At 69.2% G+C, this 13,265-nt stretch carries 12 protein-coding genes; 3 read left to right on the forward strand and 9 right to left on the reverse strand.

What is annotated here, in order from left to right:
* Positions 1 to 56: 56 nt before the first annotated feature.
* The 5 genes from GGR89_RS00105 to GGR89_RS00125 all read right to left on the reverse strand — a co-directional run bounded on the left by GGR89_RS00105 (position 57) and on the right by GGR89_RS00125 (position 5,682).
* Complete coding sequence (locus tag GGR89_RS00105) at positions 57 to 2,225, reverse strand: xanthine dehydrogenase family protein molybdopterin-binding subunit (protein ID WP_164521870.1); 2,169 nt, start codon at positions 2,223 to 2,225, stop codon at positions 57 to 59.
* 22 nt (positions 2,226 to 2,247) lie between these two features.
* The gene (locus GGR89_RS00110) at positions 2,248 to 2,928 is read right to left on the reverse strand and encodes an Isoquinoline 1-oxidoreductase subunit (RefSeq protein ID WP_241217878.1); all 681 of its coding nucleotides are present in this window, start codon (positions 2,926 to 2,928) and stop codon (positions 2,248 to 2,250) included.
* Positions 2,925 to 3,395: a (2Fe-2S)-binding protein gene (locus tag GGR89_RS00115; protein ID WP_125974551.1), complete on the reverse strand. Its 471-nt coding sequence runs from the start codon at positions 3,393 to 3,395 to the stop codon at positions 2,925 to 2,927. Before GGR89_RS00115 ends, GGR89_RS00110 begins: the two co-directional genes overlap by 4 nt.
* A 76-nt stretch (positions 3,396 to 3,471) precedes the next feature.
* Positions 3,472 to 4,269 carry a MipA/OmpV family protein gene (locus tag GGR89_RS00120; protein ID WP_125974553.1) on the reverse strand — a complete coding sequence of 266 codons (798 nt, stop codon included), beginning with the start codon at positions 4,267 to 4,269 and terminating at the stop codon, positions 3,472 to 3,474.
* 141 nt (positions 4,270 to 4,410) lie between these two features.
* Positions 4,411 to 5,682 carry an MFS transporter gene (locus GGR89_RS00125; protein ID WP_241217882.1) on the reverse strand — a complete coding sequence of 424 codons (1,272 nt, stop codon included), beginning with the start codon at positions 5,680 to 5,682 and terminating at the stop codon, positions 4,411 to 4,413.
* A 97-nt stretch (positions 5,683 to 5,779) separates the two neighbouring features.
* On the opposite strand from GGR89_RS00125, the gene GGR89_RS00130 reads away from it, so the two are divergent.
* Together GGR89_RS00130 and GGR89_RS00135 are read left to right on the forward strand one after the other, a co-directional pair.
* Positions 5,780 to 6,793, forward strand: coding sequence for an AraC family transcriptional regulator (locus GGR89_RS00130; protein WP_245201523.1), 1,014 nt, complete (start codon positions 5,780 to 5,782; stop codon positions 6,791 to 6,793).
* A 113-nt stretch (positions 6,794 to 6,906) separates the two neighbouring features.
* A complete protein-coding gene (locus tag GGR89_RS00135; RefSeq protein ID WP_125974557.1) occupies positions 6,907 to 7,821 on the forward strand; it encodes an SDR family oxidoreductase in 915 nt (304 codons plus the stop codon).
* Between the two features lie 45 nt (positions 7,822 to 7,866).
* Here the strand turns inward: GGR89_RS00135 and GGR89_RS00140 are convergent, their stop codons facing one another.
* Complete coding sequence (locus GGR89_RS00140) at positions 7,867 to 8,772, reverse strand: LysR family transcriptional regulator (protein WP_125974559.1); 906 nt, start codon at positions 8,770 to 8,772, stop codon at positions 7,867 to 7,869.
* Positions 8,773 to 8,999: 227 nt separating this feature from the next.
* Here GGR89_RS00140 and GGR89_RS00145 point away from each other — a divergent pair, with 227 nt between their 5' ends.
* Positions 9,000 to 9,416 carry a DoxX family protein gene (locus tag GGR89_RS00145; protein WP_209092074.1) on the forward strand — a complete coding sequence of 139 codons (417 nt, stop codon included), beginning with the start codon at positions 9,000 to 9,002 and terminating at the stop codon, positions 9,414 to 9,416.
* A gap of 41 nt (positions 9,417 to 9,457) precedes the next feature.
* Here GGR89_RS00145 and GGR89_RS00150 read toward each other — a convergent pair whose 3' ends face one another.
* Genes GGR89_RS00150 through GGR89_RS00160 form a run of 3 tightly spaced genes read right to left on the reverse strand, consistent with a single transcriptional unit; the run spans position 9,458 to position 13,259 of the window.
* On the reverse strand, positions 9,458 to 11,770 hold the full coding sequence (locus GGR89_RS00150; RefSeq protein WP_125974563.1) for a xanthine dehydrogenase family protein molybdopterin-binding subunit: 2,313 nt from the start codon (positions 11,768 to 11,770) through the stop codon (positions 9,458 to 9,460).
* Positions 11,767 to 12,753, reverse strand: coding sequence for an FAD binding domain-containing protein (locus GGR89_RS00155; protein ID WP_125974565.1), 987 nt, complete (start codon positions 12,751 to 12,753; stop codon positions 11,767 to 11,769). Before GGR89_RS00155 ends, GGR89_RS00150 begins: the two co-directional genes overlap by 4 nt.
* On the reverse strand, positions 12,750 to 13,259 hold the full coding sequence (locus GGR89_RS00160) for a (2Fe-2S)-binding protein (protein ID WP_125974567.1): 510 nt from the start codon (positions 13,257 to 13,259) through the stop codon (positions 12,750 to 12,752). The genes GGR89_RS00155 and GGR89_RS00160 overlap by 4 nt, the downstream gene beginning before the upstream one ends.
* Between the last annotated feature and the right edge of the window lie 6 nt (positions 13,260 to 13,265).

Below are 13,265 nucleotides of genomic sequence, written 5' to 3' on the forward strand. Positions count from 1 at the left end.
CCTGGGCAATTGCCACCGCCGGCAGCTAGCGCAGCTGGCCGCATCGACGATAGGGGTCAAGCGTCGGTGCCCACGAAGGGCAGGCGCCGGGTCGGCCGCCCCGTCAGGGCGAGAATCGCGTTCGCGATGGCGGGCGCGATCGGCGGGACGCCGGGCTCGCCCATGCCGGTGGGCGGCGCCGTCGATCGCAGGATATGCGTTTCCACGCGCGGCATGTCGTCGATGCGCGCGACCCGGTAGCCGTCGAAGTTGCGTTGCTCGACGATCCCGTCCTTGAGCGTGATCGCGCCGTACAGCGCCGCCGACAGGCCGAAGCCGATCCCGCCCTCCATCTGGGCCGCGATCTGGTCCGGGCTGATCGCGATGCCGCAATCCACCGCGGCGACGACACGGCGAACGACGGGCCGGCCAGCTTCCAGCCGGACCTCGGCGACCTGGCCGACCACGGTGCCGGCATAGTCCTGCACTGCCAGCCCGCGCGCCCAACCGGCATCGATCGAAGTCCCCCAGCCCGCCTCGCGGCAGACCGCATCGAGCACCGCCAGATGTCGCGTTGCCCCGGCGCGGCGATACAGCGCACGGCGATAGTCGGCGGGATCCCTGGCGGCACGGCGCGCGAGCTGGTCGACGACATGCTCCATCACCATGGTGCCGTGCGAATGCCCGACCGAGCGCCAGAAGGTGGCGGTGACCGGCGATGTCGGCGTGAAGATCTTGCAGTCCAGCGTCGATACGGCGGCCAGATAGGGGGAATTCTTCACGCCCTCGTAATTCGGGCTGTTCGCCCCGAAGGGGAGGAGCTGCTGCGCGACGATGTGGTGCCGCCAAGCCGTGGGCAAGCCGTCCGCGCCGCTTTCGATCCAGAGGCGGTGATGCGCCATCGGGCGGTAATAGCCACCGGTGAGATCGTCCTCCCGGCTCCAGAAAAGCTTGACCGGCCGCCCCTGCAAGCGCCGGGCGATATGGACGCACTCCGCCACATAGTCGCCCATGGCCGCGCCCCGCCTGCCGAAGGATCCGCCGGCGGGAAGCACCTCCAGTTCGACCTTGCCGGGGATCGTCGGCGTGGCGATGGCGGCATTGACGAGTTCGCCGGTAGCCAGATGGCTGCCCGAGGCGATCCGGACCTGCCATCCGTCCACCTGCGCGACGCAGTCGAGCGTCTCCATCGGCGCATGGGCGAGATAGGGAAAGTCGAACGCCGCTTCGAACTGCCCCTCGCCGAAGCGACGATCGGCATCGCCGCGCTGCAGGAACCGATCGGGCTTCAGGGTGGAACGGCCAAGCGCGATGCTGTGATATTCCTCGACGATCTCCGGGGTGGACCGGCGCTCGGCCTGGCGGTCGTCCCATTCGGTACGCAAAGCAGCGCGGGCACGGAGCGCGGCAAAGCTGTTCTCCGCGACCACGGCCACGCCCGCGGGCGTGGCGAACACGTCGACCACGCCTGCCACCTGCCGCGCGGCACGATCGTCGAAACGCGCGGGCCGGCCGCCGAAGCGCGGGCTGCGCGCGAGCACGGCGAAGAGCATGCCGCTGCGCTGGACGTCCTGGGTATAGACCTGCGCGCCGGTGCTCTTGGGCACCGCATCCTTGCGGCGCACGCGATCAGTGCCGATCAGGCGGTACTCGGCGGGCTGCTTCAGTCGGGGCTGCTGCGGCGGCGTTTCCCTGTCGGCATCGGCAAGCAGCGCAGCAAAGGGGGCCGATCGCCCCGTGGCGGGGTGCGAGACGATGCCGTCGCGCACCCCGATCGAGGCGCGCGGCACCCGCCAGCGCCGCGCGGCAGCCGCGACGAACATCGCCCGCGCGGCAGCACCGGCACGGCGCATCGCGTCCCACTGCGTGCTCACCGAAAACGACCCATAGGTGAGCTGGACGCCATAGGCGCGGAAGTTGACTTCGGCGGAGACCACCCGGACGCGACTCCAATCGGCGTCGAGTTCCTCGGCAATCATCGCCGCCAGCGCCGCATGAATGCCCTGCCCAAGTTCCTGCTGCTTGTTGACGATGGTCACCATGCCGTCGGCGGCGATGCGGATATACGCGCCGAATGCGCTCGGTTCGGGATCGTGGCCGCCGCCGCTCAACACCATGGCGGCGACCTCCATCGGATGGGTGGCCGCATAGCCGATGACGAGCGCGCCGCCGGTCAGACCGCCGCCGAGGACCATCCGGCGGCGCGTCATGCGGAAGCCGCGTGCTGCAGGCTTGGGATCGGACATCAGAACATCTCCGGAAACGCCATCAGGCGGGACAATGCGCGCCGGTTTCCAGCCACGCCGCGACCAGCGCGCCGAACTGCGCCTGGGTGCCCGGCGCCGGGCGTCGCTGCGCGCCGGGATGCCATGCCCAGCCGACCAGTTCGTCCTGCGCCACATGCTCCAGCAGCGCGTCGCGGCGCAGATGCGCGCGCGAAGGATCGAGCAGCTGGCGGCAGATCGCGCTGAGCGACTTGCCCTGCCAGGCCATCTCCGGCGGCGCGAGACGCCAGCGCACATTGCCGGGCACGCCCGAAGCGGCGACATTGGCTGCCTGGTGGCAGGTGATGCAGCGCAGGACCTCCGTGCCGCCGCCGTCCGGTCCCCGCGTCACCAGCGGCAGATGCGGGCGCATCACCCCGGTCTGGGTCGGCCGATCGCTGCGCGGATGGCAGTTCAGGCAACGCGGATGCTGAAACACCCGCCCGGCTTCGCGGAAGAGCGCGACCGAACGCTGCCGGCGATCCGCGATGTTCGAGAAGGCAGCCACGGGCCGAAGCGTCGCCGTGGGTGCGGAGGGTGGCGGCGGCAGCGGGGTCGCACTCGGCTCGGTAGAGCGCAACAACAGCGCGCCGGCGACGCACAGCGCCGGAACCACGATCGCCGCTAGTTGCGGCGCGCCCAATCGCCGGCGGGGCCGCGCTGCCTTTTCCCGCTCCTCCGTCATGCGCTAGCCCCAGCGACGGCAGCGGCGGCATCGTGGATCGCCGCGCGGATGCGCATGTAGGTCGCACAGCGACAGAGATTGCCACCCATCGCCGCGTCGATATCGGCGTCCGAGGGCATGGGGATCGCGCGCAGCAAGGCGATCGCGCTCATCACCTGGCCGGATTGGCAGAAGCCGCATTGCGGCACGTCGCGTGCGACCCAGGCATCGCGCACCGCCTGTGCCTGCGGGCCATCGACACCTTCGATCGTCGTCACCTCGGCCGTGCCCAGCGCGTTGAGCGGCACCGAGCAAGACCGAACCGGGGCGCCGTCGAGATGGACCGTGCAGGCACCGCATTGCGCGGCACCGCATCCATATTTCGTGCCGGTCAGATAGAGCGTGTCGCGCAGGATCCAGAGAAGCGGCGTCTCGCCGTCCGCCTCGATCCGGTGGCGCTGCCCGTTGACGGTGAGCAGATAGGGCATGGTGGGGCTCCAGTCGGGTGTTGGTCGCCAAGGCGAGCCCGGCGCCGGCCGTCCTCGGCCTGCGCCGGGGCTGCGGTCAGAAACGATAGGCGAGCATCAGGCCGGCGATCGGCTGCCAGCGGCTGCCTTCGCGCGTGACCGGGCTGTCGGCGGCATCGCCCACGAGATAGCCGGCGCTGGCATGGGCGATCACGCCCAGATGGCGATCGAACCAATAACCCGCCGTCACCCCGCCGCCGACATCGCGCAGCCCCGATCCCGGACGGTAAGGCGCGAGTCCGCTTGCCGCCGCGCCACCTGCGTCGATGCCGAAATAGGTGCGGGTATATTTCGCATCCGCCCAGGTCGTCCGCAGGTCGAAGGACAGGAACAGGTCGGAGCGCTGCACGGCGGCGTAGGAGGCGCTCGCCGTCGCCAGCAGACCGTCATGCGTATCCGACACGTCATGCACGACGGACAATTCGAGCTGCACCCCGCCCTGCCCCTGGGCATTGCCGCCGATCCGGTAGCCGACGAACCCGCCCGCCTCGACCGCGGTGCCGATCTCGGGAAGCCGGCCGAGCCGCCCGTCCACATCCTGTCGCGGCAGGCGCGGGCCGATCACCGGCCCGGCAGCGAAGCGTGGATCGGACACCAGATCGACACGCGCGCCATTGCCGCGGAGCTGGAAGTTGACCCCGCGCCAGCGGATGTCGGCAGTGGCGAAGGGAAAGGGGCGCACGTCGCCGGCGCCGTCGAACTCGGGAACCACCCCGGCACCGAGCGCGACCATGCCATGGGCGCCGCCGACCTCGGCGGGGGCTTGCTGGGCATAGGCGGTCGCGCTGGTCAGCGCAGTGGTCCAGGCAAAGGAAAGCAGCAGCAGAATACGCATGGTCGAAACTCCTCGTCATGGGGGTAGCCGCCGGAGGCGGGGGGGGGGCCTCCGGCGGCGATTCGAGGGATCGCCCACCACCCAGGGGCGGCGGTGGGTGATCCCTCGGCGGGTCTGCGGTCGGGAGCCGCAGGCCCGATCTCAGGCCATCGTCGGTTTCCCGGCGCCGGCGATATGGCGGTTGGCGACCAGCATGGCCGCGGCAGTCATCGCGCTGGCGATCGGCACGAGCAGCAGGCCGAAGCGCAGGCCGTGGCGGATGCCCGCGTCGCCTGCGGCATCGCTCGCCGCGCCGACCAGCATCGGCGCCAGCGTCGGCCCCAGCAGTCCCGACGCGATCAGGACCATGCTCGAGGCCATCGCCTGATGGCCGGCGCCGGCGACCAGATGCGCGGCACCGAAGGCCCCGGGCAACATGAAGGCGAAGGACAGCATGGTCGGCACCAACAGCGCGATCGCGAGCCAGCCGATCGGCACGAACAGCGCGGCACTGGCAGCGGCGCCCGCGACAAGGAACAACGTCGCCGGTGTCGCGAGCAGGCGGCGATTGCCTGCGCTGCGCCGCCGATCGAAATCGCGCCCGCCCAGCAGCGTGCCGACCAGCCCCATGCCGCCCTGGAGCAGCCCGAAGGCGAGGCCCGCCTGCGCGGCGCTGAACCCATGGACACGGATCAGGAAGCTCGCGGCAAAGGCGTAGAAAGGCGCGGACGCAAAGCCGACGCCGACCGCCGCAAGGAGCAGCCAGCGAAACGCGCGCGATGCCAGCAACACCCTGCCCGTCTTCAGGAACGGGACGCTTTCCCCTTGCTCCCGCAACGGCGGGGTCGGGCCCAGGCCGGCGAGCAGGATCGCCAAGACGGCCCCCGCGACACCGGCGCCTAGCAGCGCCGTCCGCCAACCATGCGCATCGGCGACGACACCGCCTAGCGAGAAGCCCAGCATCGTGCCGAGCGGAATGCCCATCGAAAACAGCCCGAGTGCGCGGCCGCGGCGATCCGGTGCGATCCGCCGGGCGATCAGCGCATGCGCGGCGGGGATCGCGCCGGCCTCGCCGATCGCAACGCCGAAGCGGCTGGCGGTGAGCGCGGCGAAGCTGGTGGCGAGCCCGCCCAGCCCGGTCATCGCGCTCCAGAACAGGACGCAGCCGAGCAAGACCTGCCTCGGCGAGCCGCGATCGGCCGCGCGGGCGATCGGTAGCGAAAAGAGCGTATAGCAAAGCGCCGATGCCAGACCGGTCACCAGGCCGATCTGCACATCACTAAGAACAAGCTCGCGCTTTATCGGCTCTATCAAGATAAACGGCAATATCCTGTCGATCTGGCAGACGATACTTACCAGCAACAGCGCTCCGACAAATCTAATTTCTCCTAATCCACGAAGATGAAGTTCACCATACGCTACGACATCGCCCATGGATTGGTGCAAATTTCGGGTTGACGGGATCGCTGGATCTGTCATCTTCGGGAAACACCTCGGCTTATCTGCGCCATCAAGTTAGAAGGTGTCTTCGATGACCAGAATGCCGGAAACCGCGAAAATCTTGCCTTTTCCTCCAAATGGCGCCGCGCGTGGCGGGGCCGCGCACGCCCGGCCCATCGCGCCGCCGGACGATCGCGCCGCCGCAGCGTTGCGGGAGGCGGTGTACGCGCACATCGATGCGGGGGGCGGCGGCGAGGGGCTGTTCCCGCTGCCGGCGCCGGAAGTGCACGTCATCCGCGCGATGCGCCACGTGCCCGCGAACCGGCAGATCTATCGGCCGTCGCTGTGCGTGGTGGTCGAGGGTCTCAAGCAGATCGAGTTCGGCGACGACTCGCTCGAATATGGCGCGATGGAATGCCTGATCGTCAACATGGAGATGCCGGCGTCGGGCCGCATCGTCGGGGCGTCGCCGGGGGAGCCCTTCGTCGGCATGACGATCGACTTCAACCTGGAACTGCTGCGCGAGGTGCTCGAACAGCTCGACCAGCGGCCCAAGCCCGGCAAGCATGACGGACCCAGCATCTTCGTGACGCGGGTGACCGACTCGCTCGCCGATTGCCTAGTCCGCATGCTGCGGCTGACCAAGACGCCCGAGGCGGTGCCGATCCTCTTCCCCTCGTTGATGCGCGAGGTCTATTACTGGCTGCTGACCGGTCCGCTGGGCGGGGAGATCTGCAAGCAGCTCATCGCCGACACGCATCTCGAGCGGATCACCCGCGCGATCCGGCTGCTGCGCGAACGCTTCGCCGAGAAGTTGCGGATCGAGGATCTCGCGGAGGCCGCGGGCATGAGCCCCTCGTCCTTCCACCAGCATTTCAAGACGCTGACGCTGATGACGCCGATCCAGTTCCAGAAGCAACTGCGGCTGATGGAGGCGCGCCGGCTGATGCTGGACAATGCGGCGAACGTGACCGCGGCGGCCTATCAGGTCGGCTATGAAAGCACGTCGCAGTTCACGCGCGAATATAGCCGCACCTTTGGCATCGCACCGAAGCGCGACGTGCTGGAGCGCAAGGCGCTGATGGCGGCGGTCACCAGGCGGTAGCGCAAGCTCCGCCACGAAAGCGAGGATCGGACAGGTTTTCTGTGGCTTCGGGCAAGCGGGGCGCCGGGCGTCCCGCTATCCCGGCGGCAGTTGCACTCGATCCGAGAACAGACATGAATCGCTGGACCGCCGCCGACATCCCTCCGCAGCATGGCCGCTCGGCCGTCGTCACCGGCACCGGGGGCCTGGCCCTGGAGGACGCCCGGGCGCTCGCCGGCGCGGGCGCCGCGGTGGTGATCGCCGGCCGTAATCCCGACAAGGGCGCGCAGGCGGTTGCCGCCGTGCACGCGGCGGCCCCGGGCGCGACGGTACGGTTCGAACTTCTCGACCTCGCCAGCCTGGAATCGGTCGCGCGGTTCGCCGAGCGCCTGGCGGACCGGCAGGAGGGGCTGGACCTCCTGATCAACAACGCCGCGGTCATGGCACCGCCGGCGCGGCTGGAGACCAGCGACGGCTTCGAACTGCAGTTCGGCACCAATTATCTCGGTCATTTCGCGCTGACCGCCCGGCTGCTGCCGCTGCTCAAGCGGGGAATGCAGCCGCGGGTGGTGACACTGAGCAGCGTCGCCGCACGCGGCGGCGCGATCGCTTTCGAGGACCTGCAGGCCGAGCACAGCTATCGGCCGATGCCGGTCTACAGCCAGTCCAAGCTGGCCTGCCTCTTGTTCGCGCTGGAGCTCAGCCGGCAAAGCCATTGGCACGGCTGGGGCATTGCCAGCATGGCGGCGCATCCCGGCATCACGCGCACGGACCTGATCGCGAACGGCGCGGGTCCGCACAGCGTCTCCGGGCGGCTACGGCGCTTCCTGCCCTTCCTGTTCCAGCCCGCATGGCAGGGCGCACTGCCGACGCTCTTTGCCGCCACCGATCCCTGCGCGCAGGACGGCGGCTATTACGGCCCCCACGCCCTGGGCGGCACGCGCGGCTATCCCACGCTCGAAAAGCCTCCTGCCCGGACGCTCGACGGGGCTGCGGCGGCACGCCTGTGGGAGGAGTCGTGCAGGCTCGCGGGCGTGCGGTTCGCTTGAGCCGCTTCCTGCATTGCTCGTTCGCAGGACGGGACCAGAGGCGGCTTACAGCCGCTCCTCTGCCTGAAGTCGCTCGAACAAGGCGACCAGCCAGTCGGCGAACACCCTGGTCCGCGGCGATACGGTGCGGTGGCCGGGGTGCAGCACCGATATCGGCATAGGCGGCGGCGGAAACTGCGCGAGGACAGGAACCAGCGCGCCCGCATCGATCTGGTGCTGCACGCGATAGCGCGGAACCTGAATCAGTCCGAGACCGGCAACGCCCGCCGCCGTGTAGAGCTCGGCCCCGCGAACGGTGACGTCGAACGGCAGCAGCACCTCTCGCGTCCCTCCGTCGACGATGAAGTCGAGCGCGTACGGCTGTCCGGAGGCGGACGCGGCGTAGGCGACCATCCGATGCCTGGGAAGGTCCTCCAGCGCCGACGGCATGCCGAAACGGTCGAGATAGCCGGGGCTCGCCAAGGTCGCCTGCTCGGCGTCCGCCACCTTTCGGCCCACGAGGGAGGAGTCGGGCAGGCCCCCCGCCCGCAGCACGCAGTCGATGCCTTCCTCGACCAGATCCACCATGCGATCGGTCTCGCTCAGCCGGAGCTCGATCGCCGGATGCTGGCGCAGGAAGTCGGGGAGCGCCGGCAGCACGAAGAACCGCGCGAGCGTGCCCTGCATGTCGACGCACAACGGCCCCTTGGGTTCGGATGGCCGAAATCCACTTTCGATCTCGTCGAGGTCCGCCAGAAGCTGGACGCATCGCCCATAGTAGCCAATGCCGTCGTCCGTCGGCCGGACAGCGCGGGTCGTGCGCTCGAGCAGCCGTGTGCCGAGATGCCCTTCCAGTTGCTGGATGGCGCGCGTGACCGTGGCGCGGGGAAACCCCAAGTCTCTCGCCGCGCCTGCGAAATTTCCGCGTTCCACGATCCGGACGAAGAGCCGCATGGTGTCGAAGCGATCCATGCGTCCTCGGATGCGCCGGTAGCTGTAGCACATCAAGCTGGAATTGTTGCCAGGTTTGGAATGGTGAATTCAGCTCCTGCTACTTGAGCGCGGAAGCTCCAACGATACTGTTGTCGCCTATGAAACATGTAAAGGAGTTGGACATGCCGGCCCCATCCTTCCGCGCGACGACACATGCACCTCCTTCGCTCTCCCCCGCCCCCGAAGGTTTTTACGCCCGCGGGCGCGTGGCCAGCTATGTTCTGCTCCGGACGACCTTCGGCATCACCATCATGACCCACGGCTTGCCGAAGCTGACCGGCAGCGCGCATGGCTCCATGGCCGATCCCATGGCGGGTTCGGTCAACCTGATCGAGAATGTGCTGGGCCTGCCCTTCGCGCCGCAACTTGCATTGTTCGTGGCGCTGCTCGAAAGCTTTGGCGGGTTGGCGATCGCCATCGGCTTCGCGACGCGACTGTTCGCGCCGATGCTCGCGGTCCAGATGGTGGCGATCTGCCTTGCGCTGGGGCCGACCTATCCCTGGATCGATCGGGGCATCGAATATCCGATTATCCTCGGCGTCGTCGCGCTGCACATCGCCATGAACGGGGCAGTCGCCTGGTCCATCGATACCCGCTTGGCGAGATCTGCTCGGGGTGCTTGACGGACCTCCCCCGGATCGGCGGGACCGCGCCGATCCACAGGCTAGAACAGCTTGTCGAGCGTAAGCGGCAGGTCCCGGACCCGCTTGCCCGTCGCGTTGAACACCGCATTGGCGACCGCCGCCGCCACGCCGGTCGTGCCGATCTCGCCGATCCCGCGCGCGCCGAGCGGGGTGCGGGGATCGGGGATGTCGGTCCACAGCACGTCGATGTCGGGCACGTCGAGATGCACGGGCACGTGATAGTCGGCGAGCGACGTGCTCATGATGCGGCCGGTCCGCTCGTCGAGCAGCGTCTCCTCGGTCAGCGCCATGCCCAGGCCCATGATCATCCCGCCCTTGAACTGGCTGGCCGCGGTCTTGGCGTTGAGGATCCGGCCGCAGTCGAACGCGCCGACCAGCCGATCGACGCGGATCTCACCGGTGACCTCGCTGACGCGCAGCTCGCAGAAGATCGCCGAGGTGCTGTGCATCGAATATTTCAGCACCTCGAGCGGCGCACCGCTTTCGCCGATCGCGCTCAGTTCGCCCCGCCCTGCCCGACGCAGGATCGAGGCAAAGCTCTCGTGGCGCGCGGGATCCTCGACGCTGCGCAGGCCGCCTTCGGCGAACTCGATCTCGTTCGGCTTGAGGCCGGCCAGCGGCGTGTCGTTGCCCGCCAGCCGCATCAGCTGGATCGCGAGCTTTCCGCTCGCCGCGCTGATCGCCGCCGCCAGCGACGCGGTCTGCGACGATCCGCCGGCAAAGCTGGCGAAAGGCAGGCGCGAATCCCCGATCGCCACCGTGACGCGCTCGAGCGGCAGGCCCAGCCGATCGGCGGCATGCTGGCGCTGGACCGTCGCGGTACCCATCCCCATTTCCTGCGCGGCGCTGGCGACATGGGCGTCGCCATTTGCGTCAAGGGTGATCCGGGCGGAGGTGCCGGGCATGCGGGTGAAGGGAAAGGTGCCGGTGGCGCAGCCTATGCCGATCCACCACTCGCCGTCGCGCCGGGTGCAGGGCCGCGGCGCGCGCCGGTGCCAGCCGATCCGCGCCGCGCCCAGGTCATAGGCCTCCATCATCGCGCTCTGCGAATGGGGCGCCCCGCTCACCGGATCGCAGGTCGCGGCGTTGCGGCGCCGCAATTCGATGGGATCCATGCCGAGCGCATGGGCCAGTTCGTCCATCGCGCACTCGATCGCGAAGGTGCCCGGCGTCTCGCCCGGGCCGCGCATGAAGCTGTTCGCCAGCAGGTCCAGCTCGACATTGTGCTGGACGATGTCGAAGCTCTCGCAGGCATAGAGCGAGCGGCCGGTGAGGCTGAACCCTTCGTCGCAGACGCTGTGCCGCGGCTTCACGCCATAGCCATGGTGCAGCAGCGCGGTGAGTTTGCCGTCCGCATCGGCCGCCAGCGCCACGCGCTGCTCGGTCCGGGTGCGCCCGCCGATCAGCCGGTGCATGCTCGCGCGGGACAGCGCGACCCGCACCGGGCGCCCCGCGAGCTTCGCCGCCGCCACGCCGAGGATCTGGTGATCCCACAGCGCCTTTGCGCCGAACCCGCCGCCGACATAGGGCGAGCTGACATGGACATCCTCCGCCTTCAGCCCGAACACCTTGGCGAACGAGCCTGCGGTGGCGTGGATCATCTGGGTCGCGTCGTGCACGATCAGCTTGCCGTCACGCCACGCGATCGTCGCAGCATGCGGCTCGATTGGGGCATGGCTCTCCCAAGGCGTCGTATACACGCCGTCGATCGTGACCGCCGCCTGCGCGAACTTCTGGCCGGCATTGCCCTTGTCGAGGCGGTTGCGCTCGACGAGGATCGACTCCGGCATGCTTGCGCTGGTCTTGCCCTCCTCGAAGCGCGTCCGGGCCGGCGCGGCATCGTAGCGCACGCGGACCAGGCTGGCGGCATGATCGGCCTGCTCGCGCGTCTCCGCGAGCACCACCGCGACAACCTGCCCGTTCCAGTGGATCTCGGGATCCTGCAGGATGGGCAGCGTGTGATTGCCCGCCGCCTTGAGATTGGTCAGCCCGATCGGCGGCGGCACGCCGATCCTGGGCGCATTGCGATAGGTCATGACCAGCGCGACGCCGGGCGCTGCTTCCGCATCCGACACGTCCAGATCCGCGATCCGACCGCGCGCGATCGTCGAATGGACGAAGGCGGCGTAGAGCAGGTCCTCCATCGCTACTTCGGCGGCGAAGCGTGCCGCCCCGCGCACCTTGTCGGGCCCGTCGATCCGCGACTGCTGCCCGCCGAGCGCCACGCGCTTGTCGATCAGCGGATCGGGCGTGCCGCCGGGCAGCCAGCTTGCCGGCACCTGGCCGAGGACGGCGCGCACGCCGCCGATGATCGCATTCTGCAGCTTGGTCATGCGCGCGCTCCTGCAAGGGTGGTCAGGACGGCGACCACGGTGCGTTCGACGAGGCCGATCTTGAAGCCATTGCCGGACAGCGGCCGGGCGTCGGCCAGTTCCTCGCGGATCGCGGCCAGGAGCGCCTCGGGGGTCGGCGCGAGGCCGATCAGCGCCGCCTCGGCTCGCCGTGCCCGCCATGGCTTGGCGGCAACGCCGCCGAGTGCGATCCGGGCTTCGCGGACCCGCCCCTCGGCGAGCCCCAGCCCGCCCGCGACCGACACCACCGCGAACGCATAGCTGGAGCGATCCCGGACCTTGCGATAGTCCGACCGCACCATCGCATCGGACGGCGGCGGCAGTTCTACGCCGGTGATCAACTCGCCCGGCTGCAGCACGGTCTCCACCTGCGGCGTGGCGCCCGGCAGGACATGCAAGTCGGTTAGCGGCACCGATCGATCGCCGCCGGGTCCCGAGAGGTGAACGACGGCGTCGAGCATCGCGAGCGCGACGCACATGTCCGAAGGATGGGTGGCAACGCACTGGTCCGAGGCGCCGAGGATCGCATGATAGCGGTCGAACCCCTCGCGCGCGTCGCAGCCGGCGCCCGGCTGGCGCTTGTTGCAGCGTGCGCCGTCGACGTCGTAGAAATACATGCAGCGTGTCCGCTGAAGAATATTGCCCCCAACGGTCGCCATGTTGCGGATCTGCGCCGATGCGCCGGCGAGCAGGGCGCGGGCGAGCACCGGATAGCGGCGGCGCACGAGCGGGTGCGCGGCAAGCGCGGCGTTGGTGACCGCGGCGTCGATGAACAGCTCGCCGCCATCGCTTTCGCGGACGTCCCCGTCCAAGCGGCTTACATCAACCAACTCGCTTGCCTGTTCGACATTCTGGCGCAGCAGATCGACCAGGTTGGTGCCGCCGCCCAGGCAGCGCGCGCCGTTTACCACCCGCGCCAGCGCATCCGCCCGATCGCCGGCGCGGACATAGCACAGCGGCGTCATGCCGCGGTCTCCGCCAGCATCGCCTCGATCGCCTCGACGATCCCGTTATGCGCGCCGCACCGGCAGAGATTGCCGCTCATCCGCTCGCGAATTTCCTCCCGCGTCACAGCGGCCGGCCCCGCCGCGATGTCCGGGGTAACGTAGCTCGGGTCGCCCCGCCGCAGTTCCTCCGCCATGGCGATCGCCGAGCAGATCTGGCCCGGCGTGCAATAGCCACACTGCAGGCCGTCATGCTCGACAAAGCCCCGCTGCAGCACATGCAGCTCGCCTGCCGCGCCGGCGATTCCCTCGATCGTGCGGACCTCGCGCCCCTCCGCCTGGGCGGCGAGCGTGAGGCAAGACAGGACGCGATTTCCGTCGAGAAGGACCGTGCAGGCACCGCAGGCGCCCTGGTCGCATCCCTTTTTGGTGCCGGTAAGGTGGAGATGCTCGCGCAACAGGTCGAGCAGCGAGACGCGGGCGTCCTCGGGCGCTGGAACCTCTGTATCGTTGACCCGTATCGGCATGGTTCG

Origin of the sequence: Sphingomonas trueperi (assembly GCF_011927635.1) — a bacterium.
Taxonomy (GTDB): Bacteria; Pseudomonadota; Alphaproteobacteria; order Sphingomonadales; family Sphingomonadaceae; genus Sphingomonas; species Sphingomonas trueperi.